The sequence below is a fragment of the Pseudomonas sp. AC016 genome (assembly GCF_979253365.1).
This window is the reverse complement of record NZ_CEEDCC010000001.1, coordinates 1895696-1916702: the sequence shown is the minus strand read 5'-3', so window position 1 is coordinate 1916702 and position 21007 is coordinate 1895696. Positions and strand designations below refer to the sequence as shown.

At 53.3% G+C, this 21007-nt stretch carries 15 protein-coding genes and 1 tRNA gene; all 16 read right to left on the bottom strand.

Going from position 1 to position 21007, the window contains the following annotated elements; translation table 11 throughout:
* Positions 1–13: 13 nt before the first annotated feature.
* Positions 14–340 (bottom strand): hypothetical protein, encoded by a 327-nt coding sequence (locus AC0IXS_RS08505; protein ID WP_471824368.1) that lies wholly within the window; start codon positions 338–340, stop codon positions 14–16.
* Positions 337–714 (bottom strand): plasmid mobilization protein, encoded by a 378-nt coding sequence (locus AC0IXS_RS08500; RefSeq protein WP_100847506.1) that lies wholly within the window; start codon positions 712–714, stop codon positions 337–339. The genes AC0IXS_RS08505 and AC0IXS_RS08500 overlap by 4 nt, the downstream gene beginning before the upstream one ends.
* 773 nt (positions 715–1487) lie before the next feature.
* The gene (gene drt3b / locus AC0IXS_RS08495) at positions 1488–3455 is read right to left on the bottom strand and encodes an antiviral reverse transcriptase Drt3b (protein WP_100847508.1); all 1968 of its coding nucleotides are present in this window, start codon (positions 3453–3455) and stop codon (positions 1488–1490) included.
* Positions 3448–4701 (bottom strand): antiviral reverse transcriptase Drt3a, encoded by a 1254-nt coding sequence (gene drt3a, locus AC0IXS_RS08490; RefSeq protein WP_122411614.1) that lies wholly within the window; start codon positions 4699–4701, stop codon positions 3448–3450. Before drt3a ends, drt3b begins: the two co-directional genes overlap by 8 nt.
* A 508-nt stretch (positions 4702–5209) precedes the next feature.
* Positions 5210–6985, bottom strand: a complete 1776-nt coding sequence (locus AC0IXS_RS08485) for a replication endonuclease (RefSeq protein WP_471824366.1) — start codon at positions 6983–6985, stop codon at positions 5210–5212.
* Between the two features lie 149 nt (positions 6986–7134).
* The gene (locus AC0IXS_RS08480; protein WP_100847511.1) at positions 7135–7431 is read right to left on the bottom strand and encodes a hypothetical protein; all 297 of its coding nucleotides are present in this window, start codon (positions 7429–7431) and stop codon (positions 7135–7137) included.
* Positions 7425–7592, bottom strand: a complete 168-nt coding sequence (locus AC0IXS_RS08475) for a helix-turn-helix transcriptional regulator (RefSeq protein WP_408637176.1) — start codon at positions 7590–7592, stop codon at positions 7425–7427. The genes AC0IXS_RS08480 and AC0IXS_RS08475 overlap by 7 nt, the downstream gene beginning before the upstream one ends.
* A gap of 429 nt (positions 7593–8021) precedes the next feature.
* Positions 8022–8231: a hypothetical protein gene (locus AC0IXS_RS08470; protein ID WP_471824364.1), complete on the bottom strand. Its 210-nt coding sequence runs from the start codon at positions 8229–8231 to the stop codon at positions 8022–8024.
* 22 nt (positions 8232–8253) lie between these two features.
* Positions 8254–9525: a tyrosine-type recombinase/integrase gene (locus AC0IXS_RS08465; RefSeq protein ID WP_471824362.1), complete on the bottom strand. Its 1272-nt coding sequence runs from the start codon at positions 9523–9525 to the stop codon at positions 8254–8256.
* A gap of 164 nt (positions 9526–9689) precedes the next feature.
* Positions 9690–9763: transfer RNA gene (locus AC0IXS_RS08460), tRNA-Gly, on the bottom strand.
* Positions 9764–9919: 156 nt separating this feature from the next.
* Positions 9920–10813: an alpha/beta fold hydrolase gene (locus tag AC0IXS_RS08455; RefSeq protein ID WP_057410647.1), complete on the bottom strand. Its 894-nt coding sequence runs from the start codon at positions 10811–10813 to the stop codon at positions 9920–9922.
* 299 nt (positions 10814–11112) lie between these two features.
* Positions 11113–11805, bottom strand: a complete 693-nt coding sequence (locus AC0IXS_RS08450) for a pseudouridine synthase (protein ID WP_137202376.1) — start codon at positions 11803–11805, stop codon at positions 11113–11115.
* A 45-nt stretch (positions 11806–11850) separates the two neighbouring features.
* Entirely contained in the window at positions 11851–12072 is a 222-nt protein-coding gene (locus tag AC0IXS_RS08445) for a cysteine-rich CWC family protein (protein WP_122669013.1), read from the bottom strand.
* Positions 12073–12107: 35 nt separating this feature from the next.
* The gene (locus AC0IXS_RS08440; protein ID WP_471824360.1) at positions 12108–15353 is read right to left on the bottom strand and encodes a dermonecrotic toxin domain-containing protein; all 3246 of its coding nucleotides are present in this window, start codon (positions 15351–15353) and stop codon (positions 12108–12110) included.
* A 94-nt stretch (positions 15354–15447) separates the two neighbouring features.
* Positions 15448–17256, bottom strand: coding sequence for an allophanate hydrolase (atzF, locus tag AC0IXS_RS08435; protein WP_471824358.1), 1809 nt, complete (start codon positions 17254–17256; stop codon positions 15448–15450).
* 31 nt (positions 17257–17287) lie between these two features.
* The gene (gene uca / locus AC0IXS_RS08430) at positions 17288–20917 is read right to left on the bottom strand and encodes an urea carboxylase (protein ID WP_471824356.1); all 3630 of its coding nucleotides are present in this window, start codon (positions 20915–20917) and stop codon (positions 17288–17290) included.
* Positions 20918–21007: the final 90 nt, after the last annotated feature.

The following is a 21007-nucleotide window of genomic DNA, read 5'->3' as shown; positions in this document are numbered from 1 at the left end:
TGCTCATGCTGTACTAGTAAAATGTTTCGACAGTCTTTTTTACGCCAGCGAACGCGAAATCCTTGAAGTCTTCAATGATTTTGCCTTTCATGCCCCGTGTGGAATTAATTAATGCCGTTTCTTCTTCGGAAAAACTCAGCACTCCACTTGTGTATTTGTGTTTGAAGTCCAGTGATTCGCAGAGCACGCGCATTGCAGAGGGGTTGCCTTCGAGTAAAGTGGCTGCTGGAGTTCTCTGTCTCCACTCTTGTGTTTCTTTGTCGAAATAATTTTCGGAGAGAAAATAATTAATACCAGTCCCAGCGCCGACAGTGCTATGTTTCGATAAACCATGGATCATGATGCTGTGGCCTTTTTAACTCTTTGTGTGCGATTGCTTTTCCTTATTTCGTCCGAAAATATTACGACCTCGTTTATATCTCGCGCGATAAAGTTAAGCTGATAAATTATTAGGTCTGCATCCGCTTTTTCTCTGTACGTATTTGCATGATGCGCAAGCATATTGATATTTGAGTTTATCCGTCCAAGCCAGCTATTGAGGTCGCGCATCTGCGCCGGCATTCCTGGAGATATGTCGATCTGCGTAGATGTGATCATCTCATTGATTAGTTGCGAGACACTCATCTCGCATTTGCGCGCATTCTCTTTTAGCCGCTCTCGCTGTGAGAGCGGTACCTGTGCGTTAATTTGCACCCATTTTACCTCATGTTCCATGCGGCCCTCCGGGCTCTTATTTTTGTGATCGTCAGGGGTGTGGGGAAACCCCACTGGGTCTCTAGGGCTAGCCCTAGACAAGGCCGGAAAATGTCGAAGACTATTTTTCGAGGAGCCTTGTTCGCCCTAATCATCTAAGAGTATTATTAATTTATAGCTGGCAGCGATGCAAGTTACGCAACTAATAAAATTGTATATAAATAGGGAATGACACAGTGGGAGACATATATTTCGGCAATGTTGCGATATTTTATGAAGGTGAAGACGTTATGACTCCAGGGGCAACCTACCGTCAATCTGAGGAGGACATTGATGCGAAGAATAATTTTAAAATGCTAAAGCAGCACTTGGCCAAATACCTTTCATCCACAAGCACTGCTCCGCTCGGCTGTGTGTCTGAGGGAAAAGACGCAGTAGGTGGGTCGCAGAGACAGGTCTCTTTAGATGATTTTTTTGAGTGATACTGAATCTTTGGAATAGATGACTTGGTGGGACACACTAAGCCGGGCGAAAGATAAGGCACCGGCTGCGAGAAGGAAGCGCTTAAGACCTGCGGCGTTGAGAATGGGGAGAAAGGCAGTCTCAACCTTAGTGTGTACGGCTTTCACCGCTCCTAGGTAGCTAGCGCCTCATCGACCCATGAGGTGATGAAGAATTCGCTAAGTAGGTATGAAACGCAGCCTTCTGAGGGGCCGCGTGGAGGTATATTGACTAACCTTTCAGCCTGCAGGCTAGCACAGAAAAACATCCGAAAAAAGCCTCGACAGCTCCGATCAGTACACCTGCCGAAGCTCTTTTCGCTCCAGAGCGTTTAAAAGATCGACTTCTGTCCAGTTAATGAACCAATATTTAGAAGCATAATGCGTAAAAAAATCGCTTAACTCTTGTTGAGTCGGCTTGCTGATCTTCATCGCAACGCATAGCCTATTTACATATTTGGATTTTCTTTTTCGGCCTATATATGGACATGTCAGGCTGTCTAGCAACAGACAAGCTTGCTCTGTATTAGAAAGGATTTTTGACATGTCTTGAAGCTTTGCATCTAATTTTTTGAGAGTGCTTTCTTTAATTGTTGAGTATTGAACATGATCTTTGATATAAAAAAGACAAGAAACGATGTTAAAATACGAGCTATCGCCACCGAACACTTTCTCTACTATATGCGAAGGGAGCAGATAAGCAGCGCCAAAATCGCTCAAAGACAAAATGACATTTAGAACTTCAAGCGATATGAAATTATCAATATCAGCTCTTTTGTGGAAGGTGTCGCTATCGAGCAGGGACAGAGACAGGTCGAATGCGCGCTGTTTTATTGTATGCTTGTAATGACCTAAATGTTGGTCGGCAAACCGACAGAGCAGTATCAATGATGCGCAAAACTTATACGAAGAGCTAACAGAGGGTGCCACCGAATAGAAAAAGTGCATGACCTCCAAAAATACGATACAAGCATCCTTGTAATCGTTAATTTCGGCTTCGGGATTAAGTTCTTTGGGGATGTTAATTAGCAGCTTTGTTCTTTCAAACAGCGCAGATATGATATATGAAGACACCTCATCATAATCCATACCTTCAGCAGAACAAGTTGCTTTGATAGCATCAACAAAGCTACGCACAAGCCTATCAACTTTGAATATCTTCTTTGGCTTTAGCGAAGCCCCTTCTTCAACTTCCTCTAAAAACCTTTCCGTGAATTCGTTTACGTAAAGATTTACCTCTCTAATCACTTTAGATTTTGGTGTGAAAAAAGGGCGCTGATATATTTGACTTTTGGCTGAGTTGACGTGCAGCTTGTACCCCAAAAGCGTATCCGCATAAATCTCGTAAATTTTATTTGCCATTTCGATGGATCTGGCAAATATGAAAACATCGTCAACGTAGCGTTTGATAGAATAGTCAATGTTAAAAATCCAATTGAACTTTTCAGATGCCAGCTTAGCTTCTACTCTACAGTCAACGTTCTGGAATATTATCTCTGAAAAGATCCGACTTACTTCTGGGCCTATCACAATCCCATTTGTTTCGTTGTGATTCGCCATCCGTATAACGTCGTCAAAATTATTACCGAATATAGATGCGGCGTACCTTCCGTCCTTTACAAAGCTTTTGTCTTTAGTAGCCCACGCAATCGAATGCGTATAAATACTATCAAAGCACTTTGAAACGTCCAGAGTTTTTAGAACGCTAAAGTCTTTTTCAAGATCGAGAAAGGCTTTTGAGTTAAACATTTTATAAAGTCTAGTGTAACCCTTGTACGCGTAGAAGGATGAACTGTGTTTTAGCGTTGTTTCAGAGGCGGTGTCGTCAACGGTACCTCTCTTGTATTGCCCTATGTTCTCCCATGAACTCTTGTAGTAAAATACACTCGCGGTTTTGAATGGAGTTCGTATCGAGTATTTACCTAATGTACAGTAATGACAAATGAGATGCTCGTAGCGCTCATAGAATAGTTTAATTTGCCATTGTGAGAGTGGATGCAAAACCGAGAGGCATCTGAAGTCAGTTGCACTTTTCCTTATTTTATATTGGTAAGGCACAGTGCTCCATTTTCCGCCCTTACTTGTTATAAATAAGCTTTCGATTGTCTTGGCGAAGCCTGTGCTCGAAGCTTGTTTCTTTGCAATATTGTAGAAGCCGTCATTCGAAAATATTATCGGGGTTTCATAAGGAGCTGTTTCAGTTACGAGAACTCGACAATAGTCACCCTTTATAATTCGCTCAGATTTTTTATCATCAAGCATACTCCCAACACTCCCTGATCGCTTTGAACTGTGAACGGTTGAAGTGGAAATAATTACGTTCACTGAATCCGCGCTTAAAGCTGAAAGTCAATAGTCTGCGGCGTTGCGCGACAGAAGTGATCGAGAAAAAACGATCAAATACTTTACCGTAACTGCTCATTGTCGCCAGGTATAGGTACTCATCCAATATAGCTAGGGCTGTTGATTTTGCTTCATCTATCCTGTGATAGTTATGATAAATTCCAGCCAATCTATACCCGCCTCTATTAATATCTAGTACGCTAAAGTTAGAAGTCAAAAACTTTACGCGCATTTCTAAAAGCTCAAAATTCCTGTTTTTACAGTAGTCTAGATAAGCTTTAGTGAGACGCGTTTTGATCTTTTTTATCTTAGAGTCCGCTATATCCAATACTACTTCTCGGCTGCCGTTTTTCTCCGGTGGTTCGTAAACCGAAAAACTATAGCCTAAGTATTCGAAAGAGAAGAGCAGCGGCATTTCCGGATGCTGACTTTTTTTGTATCCAGAAGAATCGGGTGCAGAACAAAGCTCCTGTTTTTTCGTATTTAAATGGAGTCCAGGCGGTAGCAGCTTGCTCACTTTAGCGAGAAACTGTTTTGAGTGCTCCTCCCCGCCAGTTATCACAATAATGTCATCGACATATCGACTATAAAAATATACACCTGCCATCGTTTTTATTGAAGAATCAAAAGAACTCATTACTACTTCAGATAACGTCGCACTTAAGGCCATACCTCTTGGGATCCCTAACCCTCCAGCCAAGGTATGATGCTCAATAATGTCTTTAATGTGTTTTTTGGTCTGAGGACTTAAACCCTTAATTCCGTACACAGCACTCAGGACATTGGACGCCGTGAATGACTCGTAAAAGCTCTTGATATCTAATCTATATATTTTAAATTGAGCACTTTCTGCGATCAGAGCGCGAAGATTAGCGATTATAGTGTCTCTTGACGGCGAGTATAACGACTTAGCCATTCGTAAATTTTTATCTATCTTTCGTAACACCAGCTCGTGACTGAAGGCGGGAACTCTGTAGACATTCTTCCCGCGAAGAATTGAGCTCTCAAGAAAAGAGTATGATTCGTACCCAACATCAGAGCGAGCGACAGCAGCTTCAACCTCTGCGGTCTTTGATAACGGGTTTCTCAGCCACGGCCTAAGGTAGAAATCATTCTTTCGCAGAACCTTTGAAACCGAAATAAAATTAAACGACTGGTCGTACATATGTCATCCCTTACAAAAAGAATGAAGCACCCAAGCACCCAAGCACCCAAGCATTCCAGACACTGGGCCCTATTACCACCGTTGGATGGGGAACAACGCGGATGAGTCGTCAACCCCATATCTCGGGCATGTCCTCTCCTGCGCGTACTTTTCTTTGCTAGGACGAGATCGGCTTTGGAGATGACCCCGTCGACTCTTGTATTCTGACGTCAAATACAGTGTGTTCGCCGCCGATAGATCACTCTTCACGGGTATCAAAGAAATTGGGGCATCGCTGCCTGCGGTACACACGGTTGATCGTAACATGACAATTCGCTCCTTGAATCGCTGAGATAGCGCCGAGCATAGCGCTTCCGGCACTTAGGAGCTACGGACGTTATGGAGGCCTAGGGAGTCGATCTCTCAGCCTCGTCGCCTGTTTGACCTATCTTGATCTGGCAAGGGCACGCATGACGAAAATATTGGCCATCGAGACTCAAAAATTTGAACAATCGGCATGGGGTGCGGCTCATCCTAGGCTGCCGCTAGGCTTCTCTTCTGCCGCTGTCTTATAACGCGTCACCCGCCGCTCCTCCAGTGCCGCCAATGCACGTATCATCTGTGGGTGCAGGTGTATTGAGCCTTTATGCGAAGAAAGGCTCCTGGCGGCACTGTACGCCCTCCTGACCGCTTCTTTCTCACGCTCACTAGCCGCTTGAGCACAGAATCTCTTCCAGATTCGAATCTTCGTGAGCGGTCTCGCGTGTCGTTTCTTTCTTTTTGCTTTTCTTGAATAATTAATAACAATTGTGACCTGTTCTGTCTCCTTACGTCTCAATTTTTCCGCTTGCTCCTGGCTGATGTCTTCGCACAAACCTGCGATCTGCACAGACTGCTCATCCAACTCATGCTTTATTGATTTTGCGGTGAGGATTACTTCGCCATATTTGTTATTTCCCTCTTCTTTTTCAAAGTTAAGCTTATCCGAATCATTCTCAAAAAAATGCACGCGGGCCGTTAATTGGCTCTCGTTCCTATCGTCTAAATCCATAGGGGGGTGGATTTGCTTGGCCAGTTGCTTTATATGTGTCGGCGCATCGGGATCTTTAGCCACCCGTTTAAGTGCTCTCTGTTTTCCTGTGGCGCACTTGATACCAAAAAATGAATATTGTCTCGCGCCCATGGCACGGATGGCGCATTTGTACCTAGTGGCAGTGTCATCGTCTTCACCCGCTAATGCTTTCAGTACGTATCCGAATATATAAGATGAAGGGGTGGCGGTATCATCACCTGTCTTTTCAATAATGCGGACAATATCGCGCTTGTTATTCGCAAAGTAGTCTTTACGATCTATGTACAGTCGTTCAATTGAATCTTCAATAGCTTCCAAAATCTCTAATTCTTTATTGAAGAAAATTGCTATGTGCCAATGCGGGCATCCATCTTCATGAACCTCGACCACCCGGAATCCGAAATAATCCCCGCTTCTTCTATCGACACCAATGTTATCTAGAGCGTCCAATATCGAACGCCAATCCTTTTGCAGAGATCGGTTAGCCTCCCTGGCACTCGCCCCCGAATACTTATCCCTTCCAATCTTCGGGTTTGGATGAAATTCTGGGGACGCTGTTAGCGTGATAAAAGCGCAGCCAAATTGGTTCTGCTCCGCGATCCTCTCAAGAGCTTTTATGTCCAGAAATAACTCGTTAAGTCTGTTTTTTCTTGCCCCGTTGGCCACATCTAGCAAGTTGAAGACAAATGCGTCAGAACCATTGCTGCGGATTATTTTGTTACAGCCCATCAAGAACTTATCTGTTTTCTTTTTGCGTTCTTTATGCATTTCTATTGTTCTGTCGGTGCAGCACACTTGAGTGGCATTCTTTCCGCCGAGCTCTTTTTTTAGATGTGCTAGATGTTCTCTTTTTTCATCAGCTAGTTTGATGATTTGCCTGCGCCACCATTTTTTATCACTGATTCTGAGGGCCAGTGAGTCGATAGTTGAATTTTTGGGTTTTTTTAACTTTATATTAAACGGTAGGTCGTCAATGATAAGTTTCTTTTGATTTTCGTTTGCAGATAGCAGTGAAAATCTATATGCGGCAGCGATTTTATGCGCGAGACGGACAAGCTCATCATTTGAAAAATAGATTATTTCTTCGATGGTGGGGAGTGTTTCAGAGGGCTGTATGTCGACCTTTTCATACATCTCGTTCCCGTGTTCGTCGAATCCACGGAAAAGAATTTTGCTATATTGGGTTTCTAACAACTGCTTTGGGAGAATTCGGTTGGGAGTGGTAGTGTACATCTTATTGTTCTTATTTTTATAGGCCGCTCTAGGCGGCTTTTGTGCTTCTAATCCGCTCCGGGCGGTGAACTATGTCATCTTTCTTATGCTACCTATCCGACGGATGACTCTACAATTTCAGTCGATATCCAGGGTCGATAGGCCAAGGTTCACAAGGCTTCTCCTTGCAGTTCAGCGATCTGTTCTAAAAGATTAGCTTTAGCTTCTTTCAGAAGTTTTAACTGGTCTCTTTCACGAGTGATCCGCTTTTGCTCTACCCATACGTCTTCTTCAATCCGCTTGATCAACTCGCGGCTAGCAATCATGAAGTTTTCACTGTCGTCCTTGTTCGTCAAGCTTTCACTAAGATCTGATAGCAGATCACGCTCTGACACCCATTCATCAATAAGGCTTTGAGTAATGACGTTTCTCTTGGGTTTTCCCAGTTCGCAGATATTAATCAACATTGGCTCGCGCTCCTGTTGTTGAAGTAAGTTTCGACATCGCTTTTTCTCCAACGGCTTGATTTTCCAAATTTCAATGGCGCGGGAAAACCTTGGCTTTTGATTGATCGGTAAATTGTTGCTCGTGAGAGCTTTAGCTCTTTGATGAGGTCTTCAAGTGTCATCAGCATTATTCGTCTCCTACGACGTGTTGTTGTTGCTGTATGTAGATTTAAAGACCGAGGAACTTACGTCAAGCAGTATTTTTTGTTGTACGACACTGCCCGGAGTATTCAACAAAAGACACCGCTACGACCGTTTGTAAGCGCCTGAAAATACGGGGGATACCGGTGTCATCCAACTTTTTCGCGTGATAAGAAAATTTTCAGATTTTTACTAGCAGGTGGAGAAATCTACGGGCGGATTTGGCGTTTATTTTGGTTGTCCGAAATAGCCCCGAGCTTTCGTCGGAGCAGTTATTATGACGTTGTCTGACACTGCCCCGGATTTTTGGAAAGGGCAGTAGGTTATACGTATAGCTTTGTGCTGATGGCCGCTTCGCACATATTGACGAGTCCCCTTTTGAGCCTTTCGAGTGCCGAGAAATTCAGCTTTTATTCGAGTAAGTTACTCGCGTCATAAATCTCAAACTCAAAAATATCAAGTTGTCCCTTTGCGTTTCTGAAGTACCCGAATTCGATACGAACGTTGTCTTCCTGCGAGTTTCCCTCCACATCTGACTCCTCGTGGAACATGTAAATTTTTGCTACTGCCAGGGTGTGCCCGGATTCTGCGCGATTCATTTGGCTGAGTTCAATATTCATTCGTGTTATTTTCCAGTCCGGTCTATTTGTTTTTTGATACTGCTGTTCTTTTCTTAAAGTCGGATTTTTGATTCTGCGTCAAACCTTCTTTTAATGCATCTAGGTAATCGCAGTACCATTGCATCATTATTTCCCTATTTTTGAGATGGGATGCTTTGTCATAAACCGCTCTAAGCCCCGGCTTCTTATGTGCGAGCTGCATCTCCACCCAAGGTTCAGGCCAGCCATGTTCGGAGAGCAAAGTCGTTGCTGTGTGACGTGATCCGTGCCCCGTCATACGGTCTTTATATCCAGCACTTGCAAAACATTTGTTAACAGTATTTTCCGACATCACTAAGCCTTTCGATCCTTCCGAAGGAAATAAGTATCTAGATTTGCCAGTAATGTTTTTCAGGTTGTTTAAAATTGATATCACTTGACTGCTCAGCGGGACTACATGATCACGACCCATTTTCATTTTGCTGTTAGGAACGCTCCAGATTTTTTTATCAATATCAAATTCTATCCACTCGGCGTTTCTGACCATGCCTGGCCTGGATGCTGTATAGATAGTTAGCCACGCAGCACTTTTAACAAGTGTGCGGCTGTGTGAAGCCTCAAGAGCTTTCAAGAAATCTGGTAGTTGATGTTCGAGTAGGTGAGGGTATTGTTTTTCTTGTGGCTGTACTGATGCGATGTCCAATAAATTGCTTGCTGGATTATTTTCACATCTGCCACTTGCTATCGCGAATCCAAAAATCTGATTCAGCCAGCTCCGGACTTTTTTTGCAGTGTTATGCGCCTCTCTAAGCTCAATTGAATTCTGTAATTCGGCACAATGCTTGCGAGTGACTTTCGAGATGGATAATTTACCCAGTGCTGGCAGCATGTCGTTGTCCAGCGCATATCGCATGGACTTGAGCGTTTTTTCTGCTCTGCCGTCGGCTGATTTTTTGGTGTACCAAGCCTCTGCAACGCTCTCAAAACTGTTGCTTGTCGCTTCGCTCAATTCGTATTTTTTTTGCGCCTTATGCGCGACAGGATCCGTTCCCGCTGCAAGCAGCTTGAGAGCCTGCTGAGCCTTTTCACGGGCTTGTTCGATGTTCACGTCCCGATAGCTGCCCAAGCCGTGCCAGCCCCATTTTCCATCAGATTTTTTATATCTCAGCTCCCAGCGTTTGCGCCCGGTTGGGCTCACAACGATGTGAAGCCGCTCCGCGCCACCGTAGTTCTCGCGATACTCCTTGACCTCGGGTTCAAGTGCATCGATGACAGTTCGAGAAAGGGGTCGTCTTTTTATCTCTGATCGTTTCATGTTTGTGTATGGCCTGGTTCGAAGTTTTCGAAACCGTACACGAGCCTGTACAGAAAAAGTAGGGCCGTGCAGAGACCACCGGAAACCATGAGAGATTCACGGAGCGCTAAGTTATTGATCTATAAGGGGAGATGAGATGTGGGGAGATGGGTGGAGATGTGATGTGGAGCGGGTAGAGGGAATCGAACCCTCAACTAAAGCTTGGGAAGCTTTCGTTTTGCCACTAAACTATACCCGCTCGAAGCGGCTGACTTTGTACCAGATGCAGTCGTGCATTTGAAGCGTTAATTCCTCAAAACCTGCATTTATCCGGACCTTCACTCTGGAAGCCGTCCGCCGAGTGCCGCTGTCCGTGCGCTGGCGGAGGATTCCCTGGCTCTTTCGAGCGCTGCTCTCAGAAGGCGAGGGCATGGTGGCTCTGGACCAACTGATACGCGTGACGGGACGACTCTGCCACGGCAGGTTCCGGTTGCAGGAAACTCAGCAGCGCCCGCTTCGAATCGCGGCAGGCGGCCTTGTGTTCCATGTCCAGAAAGTGCCCTGCGGCGTCGATGACGCTGAAGCTGCAGTCCTTCACGTACTTCCCGAAATGCACGGCGTCGTTGGCGGCGGTGTATTCGTCCCAGGCACCGTTCATGAACAAGACGGGTACGTTGATGTTTTTCGCAGCGGTCAGGTAATTGCCCGGATCGATCTCCAGCACCTGGCTGATGTGGTAATGCATCTGGTCGTATTCGTGCAGGTCCAGGCTGCTGATGTGACGATAGTTGAAGCGCTTGAACAACGACGGCAGGTGTTTGCCGATAGTGTTGTTGATCAGGTGGCCGACTTCGTAACGGTCATGCGCGCCCAGATGGATGATGCCCCGGTTCAGGTAATCACACATGTGCTCGTTGAGCACGGGCGAAAATGAGCTGATGACTGCGCTTTCGAGGCGCTTGGGACGGTGCGACAGCGCGACCAGCGCTGCGGCGCCACCCCATGAAAACGACATGACGTGTTCGGCGTTGAAGTGATCAATCAGCTCCAGCAGGATCTGGCCCTCCATTTCCCGGGTCAGGGACTTTTCATGCCGGTTGTGCGCTTTGGATTTTCCGGCGTACGGCTGATCGTAGAGCACGACGTTCATCGTCGGGTAGAGGTTGCGAACGGTCTGTGCAAATGACGCGGTGGTGGCCAGTGAGCCGTTGACCATGATGATGGTTTTTTCCGCGGCATCTGCGCGATAGAACTCCGTGTAAACCCGAAACTGTCCTTGTATATCAAGCACGGCTTTTTCTGGCGACATAGGTGTAACTCCTGGCGTAACAGGTATGCGTACAACAACGTTGCACGAGTTTCGTGACAGGCAGGCAAAAGCCGATTAAAGGCCCATGTCGATCCGAACGATCTGTCCGACAGGTATTGTTATTGGCGGGCAATTTGTCGCGAGTCCAATGACTCAGTACGGCAAAAGGTTTCTTGGAATGGTGTCCTGACTCATCAGTCACATGTGGACTGACGGTTTGGATTCAAGCAGTGGATACCGGAACCCGCAAGTGCCATTCATAGGCTTGTTGCGCATTCCGCCGAACGGTTGTGACTTTTTCAGAATAGCTGGATTTCTGCGGCGTGCAGGGCACGATAGCTGCCGGGCTCTAGCTCGGGGGAGAGGGACAGATCCCCTATGCGTTCGCGGTGCAGAATCAGCACCTTGTTGTCGAAGTGGCCGAACATCCGCTTCACCTGATGATAGCGACCTTCGACAATACTCAGTCGGGCACAACGAGGTCCAAGGATGGATAACTGCGCCGGTTGCGTGGTGATGTTTTCGAACGGGAAGTAAAAGCCTTCGGCAAACCTGGTTATATACCGTTCGTCGATCAACTGTTCTGTCTCGACGTAATACACTTTGGGCAACTTTGTCTGCGGCTGCGTCAATCGTCGTGACCAGTGACCGTCATTGGTGATCAACATCAGACCCGTGGTATTGAAATCCAGACGCCCTGCAATATGCAGGTCATGTTTGTCAGGTTCCTCCAGCAGATCGAGTACGGTTGGGTGTTGCGGATCCACTGTGGCACTGACGCAGCCTTGTGGCTTGTGCAGCATGAAATAGCGCGGCGCCTTGCCTGTTTGAAGGATCTCGTCGTCGAAGGCCACGCAGCTGAATTCCCGTACATCGTGATGCGGGTCGCGTGTGATCTGACCATCCACTGTCACACGGCCGCTGACCAGCGCCAGACGCACGTACTTGCGGTTGAAACGGGGCAGGTTGCTGAGGAAGCGGTCAAGACGCATGGCGATGGCGACAGGAAGGTTATGAGGGCGCACATGGTACGCGATCTAGCGTACCGGTTGGCCAAGCGCTGCCTGCTCGACACCTGCGCAGCGCGGGCACAGGCAGGCCTTGTTGCGGACCTCTTCGGGCAGCGCTTCGAGCCGTGCCGGGTCGATGGTTTCCGAGAAGCACCAGCACGGCTGGCTGGCAGTGCGCGGGTCGGCGAGGGTGCAGTTGTTGCTGAAGCCGCACACCGGGCACAGGTTGGTAACAGCGTCGGTTGTCATGGTGATCTCGGGACCGGGCGAAGATGGCGGGAAAGTCAGGGCATCTTAACAATCGTCGGCTTGACTGTCGGCGCCTTGTAGACCGGAGCTCGTTGCAGCACCGAGGCAATGGCGGCACAACGGCAGTGCACCAGCAGTATTTTGTCGTAGTGAATGCCTTGAGCCGACAACGTATCGAACAGGTTCGAAAGCGTAGGCGACGGCATGCCAAAGCGGTTGCGCACCGTCAACACGTCCATTGGCGTGGGCGGTAGATGGCCGAGCAGCGGTGAGGCATTGGCGTTGCGCACGATGTTTGCGATGTCGCCATAGGGTTCGTTGTGAAGCGTCTGAAATTTCGACAGCGTGTAGTTCTTGAACCTGCCGGGCAGTGATGTGCCCGCCATCAGCTTGTCGGTAATGGTCAGTGGTGCGAGCGAAGGTCCGAGCGTCAACGGCGTGTTTCCGGCCGCGCTTGAAGCCGCGAAAGGCAGAGTGCGCCTGCTGACGATATTGTGCAGAAAGGGGTCGACGAGTTCGTAGCCGTGGGGCGCGTAGGTACGCAGCTCGGTGCCGTTCGGGATTTTCACATTGGACGTCCAGGGCAGGTAATGGCCGTGCGTGCTCACCACCAGCGTTCTGGCCTGGCCTTTGTCCGAGGTCCAGAGCAGAAACCGGCGCCCCAGCTTCCAGGCGTGAACCGGCACACCACCCTGGTACGGTCTGCCGACCAGCGTCCAGCGCTTGAGCAATGTCTGGGTGTGGAAGAATGTCTCCAGGCGCGTCGGCTGCCGCGACATCCACTGGCTTCGCTTGGCGCTGATGACGCGTGAGATGTCGGGCAGTGGGGGAATCACGCGTGTCGCCTGGCGTGAGGGTTTGATGAGCCTGTTCATCGAGCGCAACAGTTTGGGTGTCCGGGGACCCAGGTGCATCAGGCCCAGTGACAGTATTGCCAGCAACGCCTGGCTCTTTTCCGCATGACGACCGCCCGGCAGATGTGCGGACGCAATGTTCAGCGAGACGATACCGATCTCGGTCGCCAGCGAGGCGATCAATGCCGGGGTGAGCAGAATGGACATGGGGGCCAGCAGAAGCTGCAGGTGTTCAAGCCGGTCCGTCCACTCTTTCAAGGTCACCTGCCCGGACGTGACGATCCGGTCTTCGGCATCCATCAGCGCGTTCTGCTTCAGCATCCGGTGCAGGAACGCGAACGGCGAGCCCTCCATCGGACGCTTGCACAGCACGTGCTGCATCGCCTTGTAGGTGTCCGGGTTGTAGATCTGGTCGGTCCAGGGACGAAGGATGGACACCGGACGGTTCGGCGCTCTGATGCCGCCCCATAATTTGAACAGATACTCCAGTCGCTGATGATGACGTACCGGCACGTGATGCAGAACGGCTTCGCGCCACTGGCTGTCGGCGGTGGCCACAATGAGGTAGGCATTGAGCGCGTCTTCGTCTGCGCACTCGATGAAAGCCTTGGGGTGGCCTGCCTGATACAGCACCTTCTGTTTGCCTGAATGCTCAAGCATCAGCAGTCCGGTGTACTGGGTGTGCATGCCGTCAAAGACCGTGCCTTGCACATGGAAACCCAGATCATGCCAGCGCAGGTCGTCGCGGTTGGACAGCGACGCCACGATCAGGTCGAAACCGTCACGCGTCACGCGGCCTTGCTTTACCGCAATCAGCGCCTGACAGATGAATGTGGACTGGAAAGCCTGTTCGATTCCGGTCTTTTCCTGCTCCCAGAACGTGTCGATGCGTTCGGTCATCAACGCGAGGAAATCAATCGTCCTTATGTGTTTTTCCACGGCGTAGGGATCAACTGCCAACTCAGCGTCGACCGCCCATTGACCCTGACCCGTGGTGTCCAGAAACACCACGGTTTTCCCGCCATGATCGATGTAGCCGAGCGGCGTCTGAACCCGGTATTGGGTGACCAGCGCCTCGCTCAGGCTGATCGGTTTTTCATGGGGCGTATGGACGTGAGCAGCGGGGGTGCGGGCGTCACCCAGCGGCGTGGTCGAGGTGCCGCGCCGGTACATGAGGAATACGTGGTCGGGATCGTGCTGCAGACCATGCTGCTCACTCAGGTAGTCCGACATGAGCCGTCTGGCCAGTCTTGAAGGCTCGGGCAAGCGCTTGAGAATGGTGGACTGCGACTGCCAGAGGTCCGCGCCGCTGGCCAGCGTGAGACTGCGCGCGACCGGCCTTAACAGATCGAATCGATCATACCGCTCATCGCTCAGCAATTCCTCGGAAAGCAATGCCTGGGCGTCGGTCAGCTCGGCAAACACATCGCCTTCGATCAGCGTCAAATCCACGGATGCAGCCGTTTTCTCACTTCGCTCCAGCAGGTACGAGGCGAACTCGTAGATGCCTGCATCGTTCAATGCCGCCAGAAGTTTCCCGGTCATGTGCGCCGGGTCGCTGCTGATGTATTCGATGACCGTGCCCCGGTTGTCCAGAACATGAATGAAGCAGTGCGAGGTCGCCGTTGAACTGACCTGAAACAGCCCGGCGACTGGATCGCCGTTGAAGGTGAGCATGCGGACCTCAGCCGTTTCGCCACGTCCGCTCTGTTCGAGCAGCGAGATATCTATGGGAAAGTCTTTCAGGCCCAGTGCATCCAGCGTCAGAAAATAACCATAGCGACTGATCTGCCCCCGAGCGTACTGCCGCGCCAGCGTGTCGAGAAAGCCGAGCCTGGACAGCACCCGGTAGCTTTCCTTGTGCCGTGACCAGAATGTTTCCAGCGCGACGACATAGTCTCGGGTCCAGAGTGCATCGGAGATCAGTTTGAAAATGTCCCCTGCTTTCAACGCTGGGGCGGTATCCGACAAGGGCGCGTCTTCGAGCGTGCTCTTGTACAGCGCCATGTAGTGCGGCGGATCGAAGCTGATGAGTGCCAGTTCGGTCAATGACAGGCGCAGGCTGTCGTGCTCACGCCCGTCATCGTGAACGGCTGGATGCGTTTCGTTGGTGAACGTGACGTGCAGTTGGTCAGGGTCCAGCAGTTGTCCGGTCTTCTCCTGCAGAAGCATGACCAGTTGCGCACGCAGGTACTGGCGTCTGGAGGGTGGTGCGTCCATGTCCAGCTGGCAAGCCTTGAGCAGCAAGGACGAATTGGCGATCAGCGCAAAGCCGGGACTGTTGCGCAGGGCCTTGAGTCTTTGCTCGATGGCAGCGTTCGAATCGCTCGTCGCGGGCGGTTGATCGGTGGCGGCGGGTGGCTCCGCTGACGGGACTGAAGCGAGAAGCGGGGTGTCGTGGGTGAAGGGTGTATGAGGGGCGGTCATGGCATCTGGTCAAAGGGAATGATCAGGCACTATGTCGCACCGCCCCGGTCGATCAGACACAACTATGTATCTGATCGACACGTCGGTCGCAGATTTACAGCTGGCGCAGGTAGGCGCGCCAGCCGCCCAGTTCGCTGATGTTGCGCGCACCTTCAAGGCCGTACGGCTCACAGATGAAACCGGTTTCCCAGCGACCGTCGGCGAGCTGCATCTTGCCCAGGCCCAGCGGCGCAGGGATGCCGGTCAGGAAAGAACCCAATTCGGCACTCGGCAGCTCCCAGACTTCCACCTCGATTGCCACACCGCCTTCGGCCACGCGCACCATGCCCGGACGAAAAGGCGGGCCGCCTGCCAGTGCATAGAGCTGATAGTCGGGTGAGCTTTGTGTGGCTTCCAGCAGGCGCGCGCCGCGCTGCTTCAGTTGTCCGTTGAGCGCCAGGCCTTCCAGATGCGCGCCGCAGACCACCAGCCGGGCCATGTCATTGCGCGCGACAGTGGTCGGTGCGGGCGGTGTGTTACCCGAGATCAGTGGCAGGGCCGTGTGACGCTGGAAGGCATCGGCGAGGCTGAGCAGGTACTGGTCGGTGAAGGCGCGCCCGAACAACGTCACGCCCCACGGCAAACCGTTATCCATGAAGGTGCTGGGCACAGCGACGGCGGCGTAATCCAGCAGGTTGACGAAGTTGGTGTAGTAGCCCAGTTCGGAATTGCGCAGCACGGGTTCGGCGAGCAGCTCCGCCGAGGTCACCGGGCGACCGATGCTTGGCGTCACCACGCAGTCCAGACCTTCCAGTGCCTTGTCGCAAATGGCCTTCAGTGCCTGCAGACGGTATTGCGCGCGAAAGGTCTCGACGCCTGTGACGGCTGGCGCCTTGGCCAATACCGCACGGATCACCGGCAGTACGGCGGCAGGATTATCCTCCATCAGTTGCCCGGCGACGCTGTAGCGCTCGGCGACCCACGGGCCGTCGTACAGCAGGCTGGCGGCTTCGAGAAACGGTGACAGGTCAATGGTCACCGCTTCGCCGCCCAGCGCGGTCAGGTGATCGATGGCGTCACTGAACAACAGTGGCCCTTGAATGCAGCCGAAAAACTCAAGGTCTTCGGCACGCGGAACGCCGAAGCGAAACGGGCGTGGCGCGCCGAATGCGGTGGCGTCGTTCCACGCCGGGTTGCGGCGGCTGTATTCATCGCGCGGGTCGAGCCTGGCGACCAGTGCCAGCAACTGGCTGGCTTCTCTGGCCGTGGCGGTGAACAGCGATACGCAATCCTGCGTGCGACAGGCCGGCACGACGCCTGCGGTCGAGATCAGGCCTTTGCTGGCTTTGGTGCCGACCAGATTGTTCAGCGCTGCGGGCACCCGGCCTGAGCCGGCGGTATCGGTGCCCAGGGAAAAGCTGCTGACACCCAGCGCGACCGCCAGCGACGAGCCCGAGCTGGAACCGCCGGAGGGGTACTCCTTCAACACGCTGTTGGGGCAAGGGCCGTAAGGTGAGCGGCTGCCATTGAGGCCGGTAGCGAACTGGTCGAGATTGGTCTTGCCCATGGGCACGGCACCCAGCGCGATCAGTTGCTCGACAATGGTTGCCGAGCGTTCCGGCGTGTAGGCGTAGTCGGGGCAGGCGGCGGTGGTGGGAATGCCCGCGAGATCAATGTTGTCCTTGATCGCGAACGGCACGCCGTAAAGCGGCAGGTCCTTGAGTTCGCGTTTTTCCAGCGCGACCAGATAGGGTTCCAGTTCATCCGGGCTCAGCAGATGGATGAACAGGTGATAGCCGGGATTCAGCTCGGCGGCTTTTTCCTGAAGTGCCAGGATCAACTGACGAGGCGACGCGGCGCCGGACTGATACGCGGCGCGAACGGAATCCAGATGCAGATCAGTCAACAATGGGTTATCGGTCATGGGGATGTTCCCTCAAATTGAATGATTCGGTTCAGTCCGCGTCGAGCACGACGACGCGCTGGCCTGCACGCACGGCCGAGCCGGGTTGCACCCGCACGTCCCGCACGATGCCGCCGACTGGCGCGAGTACCGGGATTTCCATCTTCATGGACTCCAGCACCACCAGCACGTCGCCAGCCTCGACCCGATCGCCGGGCTTGACCTGCACCTGCCAGAGATTGCCGGCAATGTGGCTGTCGATACCTTGCTGGCCCGGCTCGAGAACTGTCTCGTCAGTCGTCGGGGCGATGCTTTCCTCGCTCTCGAAGTTGGCTTGTCCGTTGGCAATCCAGCGCTCGCGTTCGGCGTTGAACGCTGACTGTTGCTGGGCCCGGAATGCGGCGATGCCTTCGGCTTCGTGACTCAGAAAGCTCTGGTAATCGGTCAGGTTCAGGGTGCTGTGTTCGATGTTCAGATCGAATCGGCCCAGCGGGAAATCACGGCGGATGCACAGCAGTTCCTCAGCGCTGACCGGATAGAAGCGAATCTGATCGAAGAAGCGCAGCAGCCAGGGTTTGCCCTCGAACGCAGCAACGTCTCGATAGCGGTTCCACATCTGCAGCGTACGGCCCACGAACTGATAACCGCCGGGACCTTCCATGCCGTACACGCACATGTAGGCGCCACCGATACCGACCGAGTTTTCCGCCGTCCAGGTGCGGGCCGGGTTGTATTTGGTGGTGACCAGTCGATGACGCGGGTCCAGCGGCGTTGCAACCGGCGCGCCGAGGTAGACATCGCCCAGGCCCATCACCAGATAACTGGCGTCGAACACGGTGCGCTGTACTTCGTCCAGGTTGGGCAGGTCGTTGATGCGCCGGATGAATTCCAGATTGCTCGGGCACCACGGTGCGTCCTTGCGCACGGTGGTCATGTATTTCTCGATGGCCAGCTGGCAGGCCGGGTCGTCCCAGGACAATGGCAGGTGCACGATGCGCGAGGCCACTTGCAGGTCCTTCGCAGCGCAGACGGCGTCCCACTCACCCGCGACGATCTCCAGCAGTTGCTTGAGCGGGAGCTGGGCAGGGCGGTAATGCACTTGCAGCGAACGGATACCCGGCGTCAGGTCGATCACGCCCGACAGGGCCTTGGCCTCCAGCGCCAGCATCAGCGCATGGCCGCGAAGGCGCAGCACCAGATCCAGCTCGGGTGCGCCTATTTCCAGCAGCAGGTGCGTGTCGCCGGACAGCCGCGCAACGAGACGTTTGTCGTCCTGGCCGATGTCCAGAATGATCGGGCTGTGCAGCTGGGTGATCAGCGAGGTGTGGCCTGGATTGCTTTCGCGGACAAGTCCGCTCCCACAGGGGCTCACCGTTTCCTGTGGGAGTGAGCTTGCTTGCGAAGAGGCATGACACGCTTCGACGGTCACCGGATGAAACCGGACCTTGTCACCCGCCTTGAGCTGACCCAGTTGCCACAGGTCTGCCTCGATGATGGTCACCGGGCAGACGAAGCCACCCAGGCTCGGCCCGTCCGGCCCGAGGATCACCGGCATGTCGCCGGTAAAATCCACGGCGCCGATGGCATACGGGTTGTCATGAATGTTGGAAGGGTGCAGCCCGGCCTCGCCGCCGTCGGCGCGGACCCACTCGGGCTTGGGTCCGATCAGACGCACGCCGGTGCGGCTGGAATTGAAGTGCACTTCCCAATCCGTCGCGAAAAATGTCTCGATGTACGCTTCGGTGAAGTACTCGGGCGCAGCGTGCGGCCCGTAGATCACGCGCATGTCGCGAACCTCGCCGAGCACCTCGAGCGCATCATCGGCGATGCTCGCGCCGACGCTGCGATCCGTCAGCGGCGCAAGGTGCAGCACATCACCGGCCCGCAACGCACGACCACCATGGCCGCCGAACTGGCCGAGTGTGAAGGTGCTTTTGCTGCCCAGATAATCCGGCACATCCAGCCCGCCCCGCACACACAGGTAACTGCGTGCACCGGCCCCGGCGATCATGCCCAATGCCAGTGTCGAACCGGCATTCACCAGCAGCGTCGTGTTCATCGGACACGATTCGCCATCCAGCGTCAGCGGAATCGTTGCGCCGGTCACGGCCACCACCGCGTCCGTGTTGAAACGCAGCAGCGGCCCGCTCATGGTGATTTCCAGCGCCGCGCACCCTTCGGCATTGCCCAGCAGCAGGTTGCCCTGACGCAAGGCGCGGCTGTCCATCGGCCCGGACGGCGGAACGCCGACCGCCCAGTAACCCAGACGTCCCGGATAATCCTGAACGCTGGTCTGGGTGCCGCCGCTGAGCACTTCGAAGGTGTCGGCGTTGTACACCAGATCTTCCAGGCAGCGGGTCCACGGCTGCCCGCTGGCGAACGGTGCATCGGCGATGATCTGCCGCAAGTAATCGCGGTTGGTCTCCACGCCATACAGACGACTTTCGGCCAGCGCTTCGGCCAGTGCAGCGCTGGCTTCATCGCGGCTCGGTGCCCAACTGATGAGTTTGGCGATCATTGGATCGAAGAACGGCGGGATCTCACAGCCGGCTTCCACCCAGGTATCGATGCGCAGCGCCTGACCGTCTGCAGGCGCAAAGCTTACGGCGGTCAACAGGCCGGGGCAGGGCTGGAAGTCGCGGCCCGGATCTTCGGCATACAGACGCGCCTGAATCGCGTGCCCGTTCGGTTTCAGGGTGGCTTGCAGCTCCGCAAGCGGCGGCAGATCACCGGCCGCCAGTTGCACCATCCAGCCGACCAGATCCACGCCCCACACCTTTTCGGTCACGCCGTGCTCGACCTGCAGTCGGGTGTTCACTTCCAGAAAATAGAAGCGCTGATCCTGGCTGTCGAAAACGAATTCCACGGTCCCGGCGCTGCGATAATTGACCGCCTTGGCCAGCTTGATCGCCGCCGCACAGAGTTCATCCGCCATGCCTTCGGGCAGGTTGGGCGCGGGGGTTTCTTCCAGGACTTTCTGGTTGCGACGCTGCACCGAACAATCCCGCACGCCCAGTGCCAGCACTTCGCCCTGGCCGTCGCCGAACACCTGGACTTCCAGATGACGGGCGCGCTGGATGTACTTCTCGATGAACACTCCGGCATCGCTGAAGTTGTTCTGGCCCAGACGCTTCACCGCCTCGAACGAGTCGGCCAGCTCAGCGGCGCTGCGGCATACGCGCATGCCGATACCGCCGCCGCCCGCCGTGCTCTTGAGCATGACCGGATAGCCAATAACCTCGGCGGCGGTGAGGGCCGAGTCGACGCTGTCCAGCAGTTCGGTGCCTTCCAGCATCGGCACGTCATGCTGTTTGGCCAGGGCGCGAGCAGTGTGCTTGAGGCCGAACACCCGCAGTTGCTCCGGCGTCGGGCCGACGAAAGCGATACCTGCGTCCTCACAGGCCTGGGCGAACGCAGCGTTTTCAGAGAGAAATCCGTAACCCGGATGAATCGCCCCCGCGCCGCTGGCTTTGGCGATGGCGAGGATCTTGTCCACCGCCAGATAGGTGCCGGCCGCGCCGCCTTCACCCAGGCTGTGAGCCTCGTCGGCCTGCATCAGGTGCAGGCTGGCAACGTCGGCTTCGGAGTACACCGCCACGCCCTTGACCTTCAAGGTACGCAGGGTTCGCAGGATGCGGCAGGCAATGGCGCCACGGTTGGCGATCAGCAGTTTGTCGAACATGGCATGACCCCGGAAACCGGACTGAATCGGTTTCGTGATGGGAAGCGGGCCGTCCCGCTAATAAACGTTTCAACGCAACGGTCGTCCGTT

Bases quoted from the DNA above. Each gene is read 5' to 3' on its own strand.
- AC0IXS_RS08505 (WP_471824368.1), bottom strand. From the start codon at position 340: ATGATCCATGGTTTATCGAAACATAGCACTGTCGGCGCTGGGACTGGT.
- AC0IXS_RS08500 (WP_100847506.1), bottom strand. From the start codon at position 714: ATGGAACATGAGGTAAAATGGGTGCAAATTAACGCACAGGTACCGCTC.
- drt3b (WP_100847508.1), bottom strand. From the start codon at position 3,455: ATGCTTGATGATAAAAAATCTGAGCGAATTATAAAGGGTGACTATTGT.
- drt3a (WP_122411614.1), bottom strand. From the start codon at position 4,701: ATGTACGACCAGTCGTTTAATTTTATTTCGGTTTCAAAGGTTCTGCGA.
- AC0IXS_RS08485 (WP_471824366.1), bottom strand. From the start codon at position 6,985: ATGTACACTACCACTCCCAACCGAATTCTCCCAAAGCAGTTGTTAGAA.
- AC0IXS_RS08480 (WP_100847511.1), bottom strand. From the start codon at position 7,431: ATGTTGATTAATATCTGCGAACTGGGAAAACCCAAGAGAAACGTCATT.
- AC0IXS_RS08475 (WP_408637176.1), bottom strand. From the start codon at position 7,592: ATGACACTTGAAGACCTCATCAAAGAGCTAAAGCTCTCACGAGCAACA.
- AC0IXS_RS08470 (WP_471824364.1), bottom strand. From the start codon at position 8,231: ATGAATATTGAACTCAGCCAAATGAATCGCGCAGAATCCGGGCACACC.
- AC0IXS_RS08465 (WP_471824362.1), bottom strand. From the start codon at position 9,525: ATGAAACGATCAGAGATAAAAAGACGACCCCTTTCTCGAACTGTCATC.
- AC0IXS_RS08455 (WP_057410647.1), bottom strand. From the start codon at position 10,813: ATGTCGCCAGAAAAAGCCGTGCTTGATATACAAGGACAGTTTCGGGTT.
- AC0IXS_RS08450 (WP_137202376.1), bottom strand. From the start codon at position 11,805: ATGCGTCTTGACCGCTTCCTCAGCAACCTGCCCCGTTTCAACCGCAAG.
- AC0IXS_RS08445 (WP_122669013.1), bottom strand. From the start codon at position 12,072: ATGACAACCGACGCTGTTACCAACCTGTGCCCGGTGTGCGGCTTCAGC.
- AC0IXS_RS08440 (WP_471824360.1), bottom strand. From the start codon at position 15,353: ATGACCGCCCCTCATACACCCTTCACCCACGACACCCCGCTTCTCGCT.
- atzF (WP_471824358.1), bottom strand. From the start codon at position 17,256: ATGACCGATAACCCATTGTTGACTGATCTGCATCTGGATTCCGTTCGC.
- uca (WP_471824356.1), bottom strand. From the start codon at position 20,917: ATGTTCGACAAACTGCTGATCGCCAACCGTGGCGCCATTGCCTGCCGC.